Raw genomic sequence first — 16,745 nt, forward strand, 5'->3', positions numbered from 1 at the left:
CAGACGATCAATCGCGCGATAGCGACTAGAAACTCATTCGCATCAGTTCGTTGTAAGAATCGATCAGATGATTTCTGATCTCCATGAACAACTGAAACGACATCTCCGCTTTGGCAACCGCCATCACGACTTCCTGAACGCTACCGGCTTTACCTTCAACCAAATCTTTGACAGCCTGATCGGAGCTCTGCTGGTCGAGATTGGCACTCTCCAGAAAGCCTTTGAACAGGTTCGATCCGCCTGATTCCTTGACGCTATCGTTGCCCGCTGGCGCAACGCCAGACGGCTGAATTGGATTGACATTTCCAAAACCAGAAATGGGTGGAATCGGTGAGACAGGATTCACTAGCTACCTCCTTGCAGCAGGCGAAGCGATTGTTCGACCATTTCCTGGAACATCGTGATCGAACTCAGGTTCGCCTCGTACGATCGGCTGGCCGTGATCATGTCCACCATCTCAGTCGGTATTTTCACGTTCGGCATTCGCACCATTCCGTCTTCGTCGGCATGGGGATGGCCGGGGTTGTGGACCATGGGAAAGGCCGTGTCATCCGATTCAATGCCAACGACTTCCACGCCCGCAAACCCACTGGCAAGCGTATAGCGTCCCTCTTTCTGAAGCTCGCTGGAAAACACAACGGACTTCCTGCGATACGGATCGCCGTTCTCTGTTTTGGTCGTGTTTGCGTTTGCAATATTGTTTGCCGTGGTTTCCATCCGCAGGCGTTCGGCAGCCAAGCCCGACGCGCTGATGTCCATTGCTGAAAATAGCCCAGACATGATTAATCCTTGTAGTTAAAGATTGGGTGATTGCAGAGGAAGTTTTTTGGTGTTTCGTTTTATGAAGGCCGAAACGGGATCCGTTAGCCTGTCATGGCCTTTCGCATCGTGGACATCTTTGCCGCCAACAGCTGGGACCAGGACTGGAACAACAACGCGTTCTTTTTCAGGTTGGCAACCTGTTGGTCAAAGTCCACGTTGTTTCCGTCGACGCGTTCGACAAGCCCTTCGACCAGCGTGGTGGGAATCTCGTCGATAAATCCCTGATTAGATTCACCGCTTTTGACTCGCTTCATGTAGTCCTCGAACGACAGTTCACGCGTCTGATATCCAGGCGTGTTCACGTTCGCGATGTTTTGGCTGACGACGCGGTGGTTCTGTTCCGCGTTGCGGAGCGCGTTGCCGAGTAGGTAGTACTGTGAAGGTATTCCGGTCATGCCAGATTCATCGGTAAGCGAGGTTCTACCTCTTGAGCGACGAGCATCGACTTCTATCGCTTTGCTCCGCGAACAGTAAATTCCCCGGGAAAGGCCGGTGGAGGGTTTTCCCTTTCCAGTAGCATTTCACCCCATCAAGAAAGAAAAGAGAGTTTGAGCGCCGCAGCTGAAACCTACTTTTAATCGTCAATGTTGTTTCCCCTGAACGTCGAAACAGCCCACGTTGTTTTCACCCCGTTTCAACAACAAGCCCAGATAGAAGAATGGATATCGCAACAATCATCGGACTGATCCTCGGATTCGGTCTCATCTTCGCCTCCATAGCAATGGGTGGCGGCGGCTTGTCTCCCTTCATCGACGCCCCGTCCATGATGATCGTGTTTGGCGGTTCGATCTCTGCCGCATTGATCAACTTTCCGCTTAAAAACGTGCTGGGTTCATTTAGCGTCGTCCTAAACTGCTTCTTTCAGAAAATCCCGGAACCAAAAGCACTCATTGGCGAATTCAAGGAACTTGCTCAACTGGCCCGCAAAGACGGTCTGTTGGCTCTGGAACAAAAGTCGGACAGTATCGAAGACGACTTCATGAAACGCGGAATCGAATCATTGATCGGCGGAACACCTGCCGACGAACTGCGCGAAACCATGGAGACGGAACTCGGATGCATCGACGAGCGACACTCGATGGGAAAGAAATTCGTCGACGCGATGGGTGCTGCCGCCCCCGCCTTCGGGATGATTGGAACGCTGATCGGCCTGGTTCAAATGCTTCAATCGCTGGATGACCCCAGCAAGATCGGCGGCGGTATGGCTGTTGCTTTGTTGACGACGCTGTACGGTGCTGTTGTGGCCAACGTTGTCTGTATTCCGCTGGCCGGAAAACTGGAAGCTCGTGCCAAAGAAGAAACCGTCGTGCGTGAGATGATCATCGCAGGAGTTGCCGCAATCGGCGGAGGAGCGACACCGCGTGCCGTTGAAGAACAATTGGCAACTTTCATGGCCCCGAAAAGTCGTGCGGACGTTGGCGCTGAGGCAGCATAATGGCGAGGGAGAAACCACCCGAACCACCTCCGGAAGACATTCCTGTCTGGTTCATGACCTACAGCGACGTGATCACTCTGTTGATGACATTCTTCATTCTGTTGCTGACGTTTTCCACAACGGAACCAGAAAAGTTTGACAAGGTGCAACCCAGTTCGTTCGGTTCGTCCGGAGCGACAGGCATCGTGGGACACGTGCACGAACGCATGGACAACAAGTCGTGGGTGGAACGAATCCGACCACGAGCAGCACGCATCGCGATCAACGGTTCGGAGATTCCTCCAATGAATACGGCTCCACAGGACAGAGCATCCGGGCTTGGCATCGAATCGGCTTCCGAGGAAGAGGCAGAGAAGGATGTTATGACGACAAATTCCTTCAAGATGAAGTTCAATCGACTGGTCAACAATAATGGAAACGTAACGCCGCGAGGAATTGCCCTGGCTTCACTTTTGACACAACAACTCAGATCAATGCCGGTGCACTGCTCCATTCGTTTTGCGAATCAGGGCGATTCCAAACGGGCGACCGCGTTCCTGTTACATCTTTACGAAGTCCACGGAGTCCGGCCGGGACAGGTCGGGATCGGTTGGGCGGACAACCTTCAGTCTGACTTGGTTGCATTCGACATGGAGAGGTACGAGCAGTAGTCATGGCGAAAAAGCAAAAGAAAATTGATGCTGGACCGAGTAAGGCGTATCTACTGTCTTTCGGAGACACGATGACGGCGTTGCTTGCGTTCTTCATCGTTTTAAACTCGTTGGCGGAGGACCAAACGGGAGCCAACATGCATGCCGGCACTGGTTCTTTTGTCAACGCGTTTGCCAAATCCGGAATGCCTGGCGGCAACCCTGGCAACCGCTCTTCGGACATGATTCAACAAGCCAGCCAGGCTCCGATTTATGCGTTGGGCAAGAACCTGGACAAGAATGAAAAGCAAGGATTGAGCGAACCGGAAGGCAAAATCGGACCTGACGACGCGGACTCAAAAGACCGAGTGCTCGATCGGGAAAAAGAAGAGTTCCAAAAGTTCCTGTACGCCATGGAAAAAAAGTTTGGCCTCGAGACGAAGCCCCCGATCTCCAACCAGGTCGTTTTCGATTCGTTCCAGCGGTTCAAGGAAAAGGACGGAACACTTGGCGATCACGCGATCAAACTGGCCGCCGAACTGATCCCGAAACTTCGTCAAAACGGTTCGAAACTTGAAATCATCATTTGGGCAAGAATGCCCAGCAGCGGCGAAGTCAATCGCGAGCTTTCGAAAAGCTTCGACGTCAAGAAAGAGATCGAAAAGCTGTTCTGGCTCACGCCGGCGATGAAAAACCAGATTCGATACACCGTAAAACCATGGCTGTTCACGGACGCAAAACGACCTGTAGTCTCGTTCGTCATGTCGGAAACCGAACGATAAACGGAAACCGAACGATAAACGGGAACCGAACGATAAACGGGAACCGAACGATAAACGGAAACCGAAGGTTAAACGGAAACCGCAGCTTAACTACAGCAACATCGACCCAAGCTTCCGCGACGTGGGCTCTGGTGACCGAGTGTGACCAAACGAAGTTTTAACGCAGAAAATCAAGCAGCCCTAACGACGAGATCTGAGCCGTCACTGCGTAGGTGTACTGCAGCAAAGCACTTGAGTTCTCCATCTTCAAAATGGCTTCCGGGATGTCAGTCGCCTGAACATCGGCCAGTTGAGTCTGCACAGAGATCTCCAGGTCTTCGAGGCGATAGTTGAGATTCTCAAGCGTCGACAAAGAAGTCGATTGCTCGCCAAGAATCGAATAGGCATGGTCGCTCATCGCATCGAGTTCCCCGAGTCGACGATCGAGCGAGTCGGTCAAATCACCGTTGCTCAAACCTCGCTCATTTCTGAGGTCGATCGCCAGTCCATGCAACAACTGAAACGCGTCAGACGTTCCAGGAAATTCGAGACTGTTCGTGCCGACAGAGTTTACGTCACTTGTATCGAGGATCGCAAACCGTCCCGAGTGCGAATCTGTCACGATTTGATCCGCCGAAAAATCGATTGGCGTTTGGCTAGCGCCACCGTCAACGCTCAAATTTCCAGTCGCTCGAACATCGACCGTGCCGTTAAATCCCGGAGTAATCGCCGAAGCGTCCACGTAAACCAGTTCTCCCGACGATCCGGTGATCTGCAAGTTCGTGTCGGTATTTGTGTAGTCGACTGGCGGACCTCCGTTGAACGAAATCGTTCCGGCCGACCCGTCACCAGATGTGTCAGCGATCGAGATTGAGTACGTGCCAACGTCCGCGATGATCGTGTCGAGCGACTGTGAATCGGTTCCAGGCAGCAAGCCAGATCCGCCAAGATACTCGGTTGTATCGTGAGTGATTTGCAATTCGGCGCGACCGATCAACGTGTCAGTGCCTTGCCCGGATTTAACTCCCGTGTTACCGAAGACAATTGTTTCTCCGCGATCCGGGTTGGAGAAAACTTCTTGCCCTGAATAGTAAGTATCGACCGAAACAGCTTCGCCAACGTAAGCGCGACTATTATTTTCTGATCCATGGTAGGTCACCGAAAGCGGGCCGCCGTCGGACGTTGGTTCACCAAAACTAAACGGCGTATGGTCGGATCGCGTGCCTCCGTAAATAAACGCGGCGTCGAATGTCGCCTGAGAAATATCTTTTAGCTGATTGAAGAGTCCGTCGACTTCCAAAGCCAGAGCTTCCCGCTCGTTGTTGTCGAGCGCTTGAATACCCTGCTGAGCCAAACCTTTTGCCTGAGAGATGATGCTGCCGAAGTCCTGAATCTGCACCACACTGGCGCTCAAAACGGATTTCGCACTGCTAAGGGATTGTTGGTCAGCTGCCAGTTCCGTCAGCCGGGATGTCAAACTGGTGACCTGTCGAAATGCGATCGGATCGTCGGACGGACGCTGAAGCTTGACTCCTGATGAAATCTGTTCCTGATACTTCAGAATCGCTGCGTTGTGCTTTGCCTGAAACTGGATCGCACGTGAACCGATGGCAAAGGAGGTAACTCGATAGTTCATCTGGTTGTTCTTTCAGGAAAACGACTCGCCAAAGTAAGCGGCAGAGGTGGGGCGAAAATCGATTGATCAAGCGGCACCGGAACTATCGCAACACCGCAAACAGTTCATCAAGCATCGCTTCTGCAGTCTGGATGACTCGGACGGAAGCTTCGTACTGCTTCTGAAACTGCTGCAAGTAGACAAGCTCTTCATTTAAATCGACGCCGGAAACGGCATCGCGTTCCTGTTCGTATCGGGTTTGAAGATTACCCAAACTGGAGCTCAATTGTGTGCTGTTCTGGACTTGTATGCCGATCGTTGTGGTGACTTCGTTCACGAATTCTCCAAACGATCTTGTTCCATCGGACATGCCACGAGACTGTTGCAGCTCAATCATGACGAAAAGGTTTGAGGTGTCGGCAAGATCCGAAGAAGTTCCAGACGCGAACCGCTCTGAATCTTCCAGGATCTCGTCATTGACAGCGATCGTTGATGCGTCGACGCCCTGGAAAAAACTATTGAGCCCCAGCGATGCCAGGAACCCTGTCTCGTCCGGAGTCGTCACAAGCTCCGACTCGAAGGAGTCTGAATCGACGACGGTTCCCGATGCGAATGAAAGTTTCACGCCCTCAACAACATCCAACTCGCTTCCTGCCTCGTATCCTTCTCCGATATTGAGTCGAGCCAATTGTGTTCCCTGTTCGTCGTAAACGTTAACGAACAGGTCATCAGAGACACCAACGTTTCCGGATCCTGAGATTTCGTAGCTTAACGTCTGACTGGTGTCGCCAAGGTAGCGTCCTGAAAACGCAGGAACTGACGTCCCGGAAACGTTGTCGAGATTTGGCGTCGATTCGAGGCTCCCGGAAAAGTCAAATTCATATCCCGGCGTGGCGATAACCTGAAACTGATTCGTTTGAGAATTTATCGAGGCATGCAGATCATCGAAGGCAGAAATCGCTGTAGCAACGTCTGTCAGCGATTGAGTTTCCGGATCGATGTAAACAGATTCGGTGCGCCGATTGCCATCCGGATCGGTGATCGAAATGTGCAGTTCGCCGGCTTCGATCGGAAACGGCACTCCGGATTCGCTCAGCGGAACATCAGGATCGACAACGTTGCGAGTACCATTTAGCAACGAAAATGATCCGCCAGGCCCGGTTCCAGTGGCATGCACCTGATCAAACTGCTGAATCATTCCGGCGGCAAGTTCGTCCAGTTTTCCCATAAATTCAGGGATAACATTGTTGTACGCGTCAAGCAACGCCGGGAGTCGCCCACCTTCGAAAACAGCCGCTTTGTCTGAATCGCCAACAGAAACCGCGAGCTCGCCGCCTTCGGTTGTGAACGTACTGTAGAGCGTCGGGCGGATTCCCTGCTGGATGACGGAATCGCCAAACGCGAGTGTGCTGCCAACACGATATTGCTCGTTGCGTCGCACATCGACGACTTCTGCGATTTGATTCACCAACGCATCAAGCTCGTCTAACTCATGGCTGACATCTGTAGAATTCTGATACTGATTGATGCGAGCGTTGAGGTCACTCATCGCAACCATCTTCTCGTTCAACGAAGCAACTTCCTGCTCGACCTGATACCCAATCGCGGTTTTCAGCTCCGTCAGCTGTCCTGCAATCTGCGAAAACATCTGAGTCATCTGATCGGCTTGTTGGACAACCGCCGTCCGCTGAGTAGGCTCGCCCGGTGTCGATGTCAGTTTCGTCAGCTCTCCAAAAAAGTCATCGATCAATTCATGAATCGACCCTTCGCCTGACTGAAACAGCGATTCTACCTGCCGCTCGATCTCCAACGTTTGATCGACGCGACTGACGTCCGAAATCGCAAGCGTCAACGAAGACTCGGTAACCTGATTTCGAATTCTTTCGATGTAGTCAATCGAAACGCCTGTTCCGATCTGCATCTGACCGTAAGCGTTGGGAGTGTTCGCCTCGAGATGCACACTACGACGGTGATAGCCCTCGGTATCAGCGTTGGCAATGTTGCTGGAAACGACTTCCATCGCGTATTGGCTGGTGCGCAGAGCAGACAACCCTGTCATGAAATTCGTCATTTCAGCAAGCCTTTCGAACGAGATTGCCAGGTTTGACGCCCGAAGCCTGCCCGGTCATCGAGTACTGGTTTTCATCGGTTTCGCTATTAAATAGTCCGGCAACCATTTTTCGGTAGAAGTCGAATGAGTAAAACATGACCGCCTGGTTCCCGATCAAAGTCGCGTGAGCTTCGACCAGCCGATCGAGTATCTTCATGCGTAGATTCTCAAGCCGTTGTCCACTCGCAGAGTCCAGCGTCTGAATGAACTCTCGAATTGAAAGCGTTGGCAGTCCGTCATGCAACGAATTGACAGCAAGCAGAACGTTCGTTCGCCTGGCCTTCAATCCTGCCGACGTTTGCGACAGATCTTGAGCCATTTGATCAAGCAAATCAGTTTGCGACGGAGACAGACCTTTCGATCCAGATGCTTCAAGCGTTTCTTTCACCGTCTGGTTGAGCTGATCGAGCTTGTCCATCAATTCCAACTCAGAACGCAGGTGTCGTTCAACCACCACGATCAATTTTGGCAACTCGACGGCTGCCGCATCTTGGGTTCTGCTCATTTGAAGTGCCTTTCTGGCGACTAAATGGTGATTGAAATTGGGACGGGAACATCAACGGATTCCCCGTCTGCCGATTGGGCGGGATCGACTGATGTCGATTGTTCGGCGACGGGATTGGACTGTTGTCTGGAGTAATTTTTCACGAGCATGTCCGCGATCCCGAGAGGACTTGATTTGGCCATATCCTGTCCGACGAACATGTCAAACATTCCGCCATAGGTATCGCTGGTTTCTTCACCGAAGAAACCGCCGTCTTCGAGCGTGTTTCGCATTTCTTTGAGCATCAGCGACAGAAATACGCCTTCGAACTCCTGTCCCAAAGACTCCATCTTCGCAAGCATCGCGTCCGACTCCGATGACTTGCCGGCGGAATTTATCGAGGCATACTTTTCGATGCCTGTACCAACGAAATTGGCACTGCTGATGAGGCTGGACGAGTTTCCGATTTGATTCATGGACCTCTCCTATTCGATTACCAGTTCGGCCTGCAAAGCGCCCTGGTTTCTGAGTGTCGTAAATATATTGATCATCGAGTTCGGCGAGACTGCCAATGTGTTTAGAGCCTGTGCCAAATCGCCGACGGTGAGTCCCTCTTGCCATACGTTGTATGTACCTCCGGACTCAAAAATATCCACCGCAGAACGAGGAAGCACGACGGTTTCTCCTTGGCTAAACGGGGCAGGCTGGGAGGCAACCGGGGTTTCCGCTGTTGAGATTACGATGTTCTCGCTGGCGAATAGAACGCGTGAAATCTTGACGTGCTTGCCCATTACGATCGTCCCGGTTTTCTGATTGATCACCACGCGAGCCCGTTGATCCGGCTTGATCCGCAGTTCCCCAACCATCGAAATAAACGCCGGCAGAGACCGTTGAAAACTACGCGGCACTGCAATCTCGACCGTCCCGGCATCCAATGCTCGAGCGGTGTTCGGAAAGACCATATTCAGCGCGTTGGAAATCTGTGTTGCCGTGGAATACTCTTTGTTTCTCAGCACCAATCGAAGGCGACCGTTGACCAACAATTGTTCCGGACAGATCTCTCTCTCGACAATCGCCTCACAGACTCCGACGGTAGGATGATTCTTGGTAACCGATGCCGCGGCTCCTCCGGCAGCGACTCCGCCACCGATGATTGGGCCTTGTGCGATCGCATAAATTTCATCGTCGATCCCCCGCAACACAGCTTGATGCAGCGTACCGCCGCGCAGACTGGTCGCGTCGTCCGCTACGGAAACGTTGATCAGAATCGTCTCTCCCTTTCTGGCGTACGGAGGAATTTTTCCCGACACCAGTACGGCCGACATGTTCTTTGTTTCCGCCTGGTCGACTCGAATTCCCTTGTGCAAGAAGTAGCTGCTGGCCATCGACCGAGTTTGTTCGGACTTGCCACCCGTACCGCTGAGACCAAACACCAGCCCGTCGCCAGAGACGTGATTGTTACGATCACCGTCGACGAAAGTAATATCCTTAACGCGTACCGACGGATCGAGCTGACCGCGAACATACGAGTTACGCGGCGCTGCCGGCGCAGGAGCAACCACTTGCGATGACGCTGTTGTGACACTGCAGAAGCAACAACACAGGACTATCAAAATATCAGGTATCAGTTTCACGGAATCACGAAAAGTTGAGTGGATGAGGACGCACTAGAACGGCCACAGTCGATTGATTCTTCTGCTGAAAGAACCTTGCTTGTTAAACTTTTGCTCGGTCCCCTTACCAGACAGTCGAATGTCGAGATTGGCGACAAACCGGGACGAGATCGAATTGTCAGGAAGCAAATCAATTTGCCGCACAACGCCCGACAGACGCAGCGTTCTCGAATCACCCTGGACAGAGATATTTCGCTCGCCGGAGATCACAAGATTGCCATTGGGCTGGACGTCAATCACCGTCACGGTGAATCGGTCTAGAAATTGGCGCTCGCTGCGGAACTCCGAATCTCCCGTAAATCCCCGACTGCTGGAACTGGACTGATTCAATGCTCCGTCGCCAGTTGCACCGCCAAGTCCACCGCCAAGGCTGTAGCTCAATCCACCCGAGATATTTGAGTTGCCGGATTTGTCCAACGATCGTTCGTCGCGATTTTCAACATCAGTGCTTTCGCTGATCACCACAGACAGCAAATCGCCCCGCTGCCGGGCCGCGTAGTTGCGATATTGATCAATCTGGTTGGCGGAACGACGCTCGAAAAGACTTTGGGCTTTCGCAGTTTCCGGGCTGGTCGTCAGCACGAACAGACTTGCGACGATCGCCATTAGCAGGATGGATTGTTTTCGATGGTTTATCATTTTTACTGTTCGATCTATTGAGTTACCACAACGGTCGTCCTGTCATAGACGACAGCGTTGATTTCTTTGTTGCTGTTGGTGTTGAGCACTCTCACCATTTCGCCTCTGGCACCACTGGTCATCACCTTGGCATTTTTGACTCGCACTCTTAACCGCCCCTGCATCAACACGATGTCAACCAGGTCATTTCGTTTCACAAGCACCTGTTTCCGAACCGGGCGACGACTGAGATGACGCGAGGTAACGATTTGATGCGGGGCAATATCACGGCTGGCAACACAGCCAACGCATTCGGCGCCGGCAAGTTCAATTTTGCCATCCATCAAGGGCCGTTTGATGTTCTGCACGTGTCCGGCAGTGATGACAGTTCCTTTTGATATCAGGCCTGAGGTGACGAAAACGTTCTGCATCACGACAATTTGAACGTGCGTCCTGTGCGTCACACGATTCCCACTGGAGTCCGAGTATTCGACCTGAATGTACTTGTCACCCAAAGGTAGTTGAGCAGGAAAGAAGGCGAGGATTTCGAAGTCGCCGGTGTTTATGGAGTCTCGCAATTTGGCAATTACGTCAAGGTTCAACAGTCGGACGCGAACATCGTCGACACCAATTCCGAATTGAAAACTCAAGTCGTGGCCAAGTTTTGCTTCGAGACGTTCCTGTAACTTTTCGTTTGGAATCAAATTAACCGTGGTCTTTTCAGGTCCGGAAAGAGAAATAGACGTTCGGGCCACGCCGTCCAACGCAATCCGAATCGCGACCTGTTGCCTGGATACAACCGTCGACTTGCCTGCAACGACCAAGTCCAGATCCAGCGTCTTGATCCTGTTTCGCAACAGCGGCGATCCGCCTCGAACATCGCAAACGTCGCCGATTGAAAGTTCTCCATCGGCAACTGTCAGTTGGTTCGAACGCACGATGACCTGAACTACTTCGGAAGCATGCAGCGAAGTCGACAATGCGATTAAGCCGATGATCGCAGCAAGGATTCCGGTTTTTGCTTTACGGATCATTTATCGCACCAGGTCACTAGCAGTTGACAGCATCTCATCGCCGGCCCGAATTGCGCGCGAGTTAATCTCGTAGGCTCGCTGGGCAGTAATCAGTGAAACCAGTTCCGAAACGACCTCGACGTTGGCGCCTTCAAGGAAGTTGTTTCGAATTCGCCCCAGCCCGTCGACTCCAGGCTCTCCTAGCGTTTCCGCGCCTGAGGCTTCGGTTTCGAGGTAGAGATTGCCCCCGAGGTTCTGTAGCCCCGCAGGATTGGTGAACCGGGCCAACTGGATCGAAGGCCCTGTCGTCGATACACCGTCCAACTGATAAGTCACGATGCCTTCGCCCGAAATGTTAATGTTCGTCGCCAGCGGTGGAATGGTGACTTGAGGGTCCATCAGATAGCCGTCTCCGGTAACCAATTGCCCTTCCGAATCAGTTACAAAAGAACCGTCGCGTGTGTATGCTGTGGTGTCGCCGCGAGTTACCTTGAAGAAGCCATCGCCTTCAATCGTCATGTGGGTCGCGATGCCAGTTTCCGTGGGTGGCCCCTGGCTGAACACGCTGGTCGTGCCGACCGCTCGCACCCCGCTACCAATTTGCAATCCGATTGGCTTCGTTTGTCCATCAACTGCTGCCGCGCCCGGTGCAGCAATCGTGTCGTAGATCAGGTCGGCAAAGTTGATATGCTTCTTCTTGAAACCCGTCGTGTTCACGTTGGCAAGATTGTTGGCCGTGTTGTCGATCAACAACTCCTGAGCCCGCATGCCGGTCGCACTTGAATAGAACGCTTTTAACATATTGAATAGTTCCCTGTTGGATTAGGCGTTAAGCCCGAATGTGCTCGCGCATTGCTTCTGAAATGGCTGTCGTGGCTTTCTGGACGGCCTCGTAATGCCTCGTCCCAATGACCATCGCGATCATCTCGGAAACTGCATTTCCGTTCGAATATTCCTGGTTGAATTGAGTCACGACGGCCGTCGCATCAGTCTGAACCGAGTTCTGTCCAGCTTTGAAAAACGATTGGCTGACGCGTTCCAGCGACTGATTGTCCCTAAACCCGACGACAGCCAGTTTTCCGAATTGCTGGCCTTTGCCGCTGACAGTTCCGTCTTCGCCGATAACGATTTCGCTGTCGGCTATGTCAGCGGGAATATTGATGGGGCCAGACTCGCCAAGAACCGGGAGGCCTTCATTGCTGACCAAAGTGCCTGAATCGGGACTGCGGTAGAAGTGACCTGCACGTGAGTACAACGTTCCATCCGGACTCTCAAAGGAGAAGAATCCGTCTCCGACCAAACTCGCATCGAGCGGCCGATCGGTCTGGTGAAGCCGTCCGTTCTCAAAGCTCGTGAGAACCTCCAGACTCTCCGGTCCAAGCTCATTTCTGGGGTTATTGGGCTGAGGGTTTTCCCTTTGGTTGACGACCAGTTGGGCGCTTCGATAGCCGCTCGTATTGAGATTCGCCAGGTTTGAGGAAATAACTTCCTGTTGCCTCGTGATCACATCGAGAGCGGCTGCACCGTTGTACAAACCACGAATCATTGTTGTTCCTCCTGACCAACAAACCAAATCGCAAACCAAATTGGCACGGGAAATTGCGGGATCCTCGGCCGAACCGAATCAGTTCCGCAAACAGCATGCCAACCATTTACAGTTCGCCGTCAGTTTTTGCTGCGGCAGGCGAACCGCGGCGTGACAATTCTTCGAAAGCGCGAAAACTCAAAAGTGGTAGCGATTGAACCAGGAAATTATTGCGTGTCAGTGGCAACAATTTTCCGGTGACGCCTCTCAAGTGCCCAAGGGGCAAGGCCGATAGGCTTTAACGACTCTAACAATTATTAGTGTCAGGCGAACTCTGCACCAATGTAACAATTTAATTGCACTGAACCAGAAAACGAAACTCGCCTTTTATCCTTCGTTCAATCGACATCGCAGTGAACCACCTCGCTTCCGGTGTCCAACAAAGCACATTCAGGTATGGCTGAAGAAAACGAAACACAAGACACACCACCGAAAAAATCGGGATTCCTCGGAAAGCTGATCGTGTGGGGCATCATCTTCGTCATAGGTGCAGGAGCAGGCTTTGCCGTCCCCATGCTCACGGGTCCGGGAGAAGTTCCGGACAAGGGGGTGAACCCTGGCGTCGTTGGCGTAAAGCTAATGGACTTCCCGGAACCGGTTGAGGAGAAAGCTTTCATCGATTTCGATGAAGTGGTTGCCAACTTGAACGACCCGCGAGCATCACGATACGTGAACTGCACGTTGACGCTACAAGTTTCCAAGTCTCAGGAAGACGCTTTGACCAAACTGGTCGAAGAAAAAAACGTCCTGCTGAAGAACTGGCTGATCGCACATCTTCGCGACAAAACGCTTGAAGAAGTACGCGGCAAGTACGGCCACAATTTGCTCCGTCGTGAAATCCATGGCAAGTTCAATGAGATGCTGTTTACCGATGGCATTGAGCGGATTGAAGACATCCTGTTCAGCGATTTCAAGATTCAATGAGTGATCCTCAATATACTGTTTACGATTTTCGCCAGGCGGAATCGACCGATGAATCGGCGAACGCGTTTCGACTGTGGATCGCAAAGGCTTCACAAGCGTTCTCGGACCATTGGGTTGGCATCGCGGGAAGTGAAGGCAGTTTGTACGCCAACAACATCCGTACTCAATCCCTTGAATCCGCGGTTGAAAATACTGCCGCGTCGGATTTCTGCTGTACGTTCAACATCACGGACGAAAACACACAGTCTATCTGGTACATCTCGGAGCACGATGCTCATCAGATCGTCGCCGAGCTGCTTCATGCTCCTGAAGGAGCTGAAATTGCGGAGCGACCCCTGACCGATATCGAATCGGTGGTTGCGAAGACTTTTTTTGAAACGCTTGCCAAGTCCGTGCGACAAGGCTGGCTCGGGACGCTGGCATTGAATTGCGATATCGAAGCGATCTCTACCAACCCCAAGCGAGTCCGACTTTGCCGCGGCAAAGACCTCGTGATTACGGGCAGCCTGCACATGCAACTGGCACGTGGCGAGACAACCGTTCATTGGATTTCGAAAAAGCAGGAGATGTCGGAATTGCTCGAGCAAGTTGTCGATCGCAGGGCGTCTACGGGAACGAGCAACGATCCGCGGGCGACAGTTGAGCGGCTTCCAATCGAAATCGTTGGCTTGTTGGGACAGGCCAGCATCCCGATGCGACGTTTGGCCAGCATCACAGTCGGTGACATCGTACAACTCGACCAGAGAATTGACCAACCGATTGTGGCCTCTGTCGCCGGCCGTCCGTTCTTTGAATGTTGGCCCGGAAAAATCGGCAAGACAGTGGGACTCGAGATCTCAAAGTGCATTGGGCCCAACGGCAGCGCGAGCTAACTGACCAACCACGTTTCATTTGCAAACGCAAAGAGAAAGCACCCCCATGGCTGACGAAAACACAGAAGACGATTCTCCAGAAGTCGAAGAAGCAGGCGCTGCGGCAACTCAAACCGCCAACGCGCCGGCTGATGCAAGCGAGGACGACGTACGCACTCCCGAGTTTCCAGACTTGAAACAAACGCCAGTTGTGGCCGGTGCTCCAGGAGAACTGAATCGCCTTTACGACGTTCAGGTTACGGTTGCCGCTGAGCTTGGACGGACCAGCGTTCCAATCCAGAAACTTTTGGGACTGACCGAAGGGTCTGTGTTTGAACTCGATCGCAGCATCAGCGCTCCTATTGAACTGGTTGCTCAAGGCGTTCCCCTGGGCAATGGAGAGGTTGTCGTTGTTGATGATTCCTTCGCGATTCGTATCAAAGAAATCTACGCCAATCCGTCGTAAACAAAATGCGAACTACTGACGCCATAGCAACATGATGTTGCTTTAGAGACGAAGGGATTCAGTCAAAGTGTTGATCAAATCAAAAACTCGTGCTTCGAACCAGCAAAGATGTTTTGCACCGCGGTTCCGTTCGTCGACAACAACAACATTCGCATCTGGTTCGTTTCGTGCACTCGCTGCAATGTTCGTCGTTGCGTTGTTGCTGGATTCGTCTGCGGTGGCTCAGACGTTTCGGAATAACGACTATCAAACCGGCAGCGCAGTGGATCGACTGATCGGGTCTGAGCCAACGAGCCTGAGAAACGCTGGACTGCGACAAGACCGACAGGTTGTCCCAACGGCCTACGACCAATCGCCGCCTGCGAGAGTTATGCCATCGGAAGCTTTCAACGGTGGCGATGCGAATGAGATTCCGGGATACTCCAAGGTCCCGCAGCGTCAACGAGATTCGGAGATGCCGAACTTCATCGAACGGGAGAAAGAAGCTGATAGTACTGCGGACGCGACATCAGAGACGCCAGCGAAGAAGCAACATTTCGGCCAATTGATTGCCACCATGGGCATGAATCTGGCTTTTGTCCTGATGGTCGGAATCGGATTCATCGTGTTTGCCAAGCAATGGATCAAACCGCAGGGAACAAACAAAAAAGAAACGACGAACGAACGATCGTCGTCGCTCAAGATCAAGGAAGAATTGGTACTTGATGACAACAGCACGATTCGTGTAATCGACTGGAAGGGTTCGGAGGTACTCGTGGCAAGCGATGCCAACGGAGTGAAGTCGATGATTGCGGTGGCGCCAAACTTCGCTGAAACTCTTGACCAAATCGCTTCAGACACCGAGCCTCGCGAGATCGAGGCTCCTCCCCAGCGGTCAGATCGCCCCAAAAAGAAACGTACGCCGACTGTCTCACAGACGCAAGAAACCGACCACGGTGCGGTTGACGATCGCTTGATCCAGATGTTGTTGGATAGTGCCAACCGTTCGGCTGCTGCCTCAAAGACTTATTCAGCCAAGGACAGGGCATGAACATTCTGCTGTTGGCACAATTAGCTGAAACGCCGGCGCAGGATCCGGGAGCGTTGTCGAATCTGACACCGCCGATACAGATCGCATTGCTGCTTGGCGCGATGAGTTTCGCGACGGCGCTAATGGTTTGCGTCACCGCGTTCACGCGAATCATTATCGTTCTTTCGTTCGTGCGACGAGCGCTATCGACTCAAGAAATTCCGCCCAACCCGGTGATGCTGGGGCTCGCGTTGTTTCTGACTCTGTTCGTCATGGCGCCGACGTTTGAGTCGATCAACGAGAAAGCCATCCAGCCGCTGCTTGAGGCTCAGGAGATTCAAGCCAAAGATCCAACTGCGACTCCCGAGTTTGATTTCCAGCAAGCCTGGGACATCACGGTTGTCGAGCTGAAAATGTTCATGATGGCGAATACGCGGACGGATGACCTGGAACTGTTTTTCGATCTTGCAGAGACCGAACCTCCGTACGAACGACTGGAAACGCCGCTCAAGATTGCCGTTCCGGCGTTCATTATTAGCGAGCTAAAGACCGCGTTCATCATGGGTTTTTGCATCTACATTCCATTTCTCCTGATCGACCTTGTCGTGTCCACGATTTTGATGTCGCTGGGAATGATGATGATGCCGCCAGTTGTCGTTTCAACGCCGTGCAAAATTCTGCTGTTCGTTTTAGTCGACGGATGGCAACTGATCTGTAAGTCGCTTGTTTCCAGTTTTGTCGCAGTCTGAC

General features: G+C 52.4%; 20 protein-coding genes. 8 read left to right on the plus strand and 12 right to left on the minus strand.

Annotated features, from left to right (window positions below):
- Positions 1-25: 25 nt before the first annotated feature.
- From MFFC18_RS15325 to MFFC18_RS15335, 3 genes are all read right to left on the minus strand, one after another.
- Entirely contained in the window at positions 26-346 is a 321-nt protein-coding gene (locus tag MFFC18_RS15325; protein WP_075082136.1) for a flagellar hook-basal body complex protein FliE, read from the minus strand.
- Positions 346-780, minus strand: coding sequence for a flagellar basal body rod protein FlgC (gene flgC / locus MFFC18_RS15330; protein WP_075082135.1), 435 nt, complete (start codon positions 778-780; stop codon positions 346-348). The genes MFFC18_RS15325 and flgC overlap by 1 nt, the downstream gene beginning before the upstream one ends.
- Before the next feature lie 83 nt (positions 781-863).
- Entirely contained in the window at positions 864-1,217 is a 354-nt protein-coding gene (locus MFFC18_RS15335; protein WP_075082134.1) for a flagellar basal body rod protein FlgB, read from the minus strand.
- A 263-nt stretch (positions 1,218-1,480) separates the two neighbouring features.
- On the opposite strand from MFFC18_RS15335, the gene MFFC18_RS15340 reads away from it, so the two are divergent.
- The 3 genes from MFFC18_RS15340 to MFFC18_RS15350 are packed head-to-tail and all read left to right on the plus strand — an operon-like array spanning position 1,481 to position 3,668.
- The gene (locus MFFC18_RS15340) at positions 1,481-2,257 is read left to right on the plus strand and encodes a motility protein A (protein WP_075082133.1); all 777 of its coding nucleotides are present in this window, start codon (positions 1,481-1,483) and stop codon (positions 2,255-2,257) included.
- Entirely contained in the window at positions 2,257-2,907 is a 651-nt protein-coding gene (locus tag MFFC18_RS15345) for a flagellar motor protein MotB (RefSeq protein ID WP_075082132.1), read from the plus strand. Before MFFC18_RS15340 ends, MFFC18_RS15345 begins: the two co-directional genes overlap by 1 nt.
- Before the next feature lie 2 nt (positions 2,908-2,909).
- Positions 2,910-3,668 carry a flagellar motor protein MotB gene (locus MFFC18_RS15350; protein ID WP_075082131.1) on the plus strand — a complete coding sequence of 253 codons (759 nt, stop codon included), beginning with the start codon at positions 2,910-2,912 and terminating at the stop codon, positions 3,666-3,668.
- A 157-nt stretch (positions 3,669-3,825) separates the two neighbouring features.
- On the opposite strand, the gene flgL is transcribed toward MFFC18_RS15350, so the two are convergent.
- The 9 genes from flgL to MFFC18_RS15395 form a co-directional block, all read right to left on the minus strand.
- Positions 3,826-5,283, minus strand: a complete 1,458-nt coding sequence (flgL, locus tag MFFC18_RS15355) for a flagellar hook-associated protein FlgL (protein ID WP_075082130.1) — start codon at positions 5,281-5,283, stop codon at positions 3,826-3,828.
- Positions 5,284-5,365: 82 nt separating this feature from the next.
- Entirely contained in the window at positions 5,366-7,333 is a 1,968-nt protein-coding gene (gene flgK, locus MFFC18_RS15360; RefSeq protein ID WP_075082129.1) for a flagellar hook-associated protein FlgK, read from the minus strand.
- 1 nt (position 7,334) lies between these two features.
- Positions 7,335-7,877, minus strand: a complete 543-nt coding sequence (locus MFFC18_RS15365) for a hypothetical protein (protein WP_075082128.1) — start codon at positions 7,875-7,877, stop codon at positions 7,335-7,337.
- A 20-nt stretch (positions 7,878-7,897) separates the two neighbouring features.
- Positions 7,898-8,332 (minus strand): rod-binding protein, encoded by a 435-nt coding sequence (locus MFFC18_RS15370; RefSeq protein ID WP_075082127.1) that lies wholly within the window; start codon positions 8,330-8,332, stop codon positions 7,898-7,900.
- Between the two features lie 9 nt (positions 8,333-8,341).
- Positions 8,342-9,490 (minus strand): flagellar basal body P-ring protein FlgI, encoded by a 1,149-nt coding sequence (locus MFFC18_RS15375; protein ID WP_157665010.1) that lies wholly within the window; start codon positions 9,488-9,490, stop codon positions 8,342-8,344.
- Positions 9,491-9,523: 33 nt separating this feature from the next.
- A complete protein-coding gene (locus tag MFFC18_RS15380) occupies positions 9,524-10,168 on the minus strand; it encodes a flagellar basal body L-ring protein FlgH (RefSeq protein ID WP_075082125.1) in 645 nt (214 codons plus the stop codon).
- Between the two features lie 14 nt (positions 10,169-10,182).
- Complete coding sequence (gene flgA / locus MFFC18_RS15385) at positions 10,183-11,181, minus strand: flagellar basal body P-ring formation chaperone FlgA (RefSeq protein ID WP_075082124.1); 999 nt, start codon at positions 11,179-11,181, stop codon at positions 10,183-10,185.
- Positions 11,182-11,961 carry a flagellar basal-body rod protein FlgG gene (flgG, locus tag MFFC18_RS15390; protein ID WP_075082123.1) on the minus strand — a complete coding sequence of 260 codons (780 nt, stop codon included), beginning with the start codon at positions 11,959-11,961 and terminating at the stop codon, positions 11,182-11,184. It lies immediately after the preceding gene.
- A 28-nt stretch (positions 11,962-11,989) separates the two neighbouring features.
- Positions 11,990-12,706, minus strand: coding sequence for a flagellar hook-basal body protein (locus MFFC18_RS15395; RefSeq protein WP_075082122.1), 717 nt, complete (start codon positions 12,704-12,706; stop codon positions 11,990-11,992).
- A 435-nt stretch (positions 12,707-13,141) separates the two neighbouring features.
- Between MFFC18_RS15395 and MFFC18_RS15400 the strand changes: the two genes are divergently transcribed.
- From MFFC18_RS15400 to fliP, 5 genes are all read left to right on the plus strand, one after another.
- Positions 13,142-13,669: a flagellar basal body-associated FliL family protein gene (locus MFFC18_RS15400; RefSeq protein ID WP_075082120.1), complete on the plus strand. Its 528-nt coding sequence runs from the start codon at positions 13,142-13,144 to the stop codon at positions 13,667-13,669.
- A complete protein-coding gene (locus MFFC18_RS15405; RefSeq protein ID WP_075082119.1) occupies positions 13,666-14,541 on the plus strand; it encodes a FliM/FliN family flagellar motor switch protein in 876 nt (291 codons plus the stop codon). Before MFFC18_RS15400 ends, MFFC18_RS15405 begins: the two co-directional genes overlap by 4 nt.
- A gap of 46 nt (positions 14,542-14,587) precedes the next feature.
- Positions 14,588-14,986, plus strand: a complete 399-nt coding sequence (locus MFFC18_RS15410; protein WP_075082118.1) for a FliM/FliN family flagellar motor switch protein — start codon at positions 14,588-14,590, stop codon at positions 14,984-14,986.
- A gap of 181 nt (positions 14,987-15,167) precedes the next feature.
- Positions 15,168-16,016, plus strand: a complete 849-nt coding sequence (locus MFFC18_RS15415) for a hypothetical protein (RefSeq protein WP_075082117.1) — start codon at positions 15,168-15,170, stop codon at positions 16,014-16,016.
- Entirely contained in the window at positions 16,013-16,744 is a 732-nt protein-coding gene (gene fliP / locus MFFC18_RS15420) for a flagellar type III secretion system pore protein FliP (protein ID WP_084416758.1), read from the plus strand. Before MFFC18_RS15415 ends, fliP begins: the two co-directional genes overlap by 4 nt.
- The last annotated feature ends 1 nt before the right edge of the window (position 16,745 follow it).

The organism is Mariniblastus fucicola, assembly GCF_008087665.1.
Lineage (GTDB): Bacteria > Planctomycetota > Planctomycetia > Pirellulales > Pirellulaceae > Mariniblastus > Mariniblastus fucicola.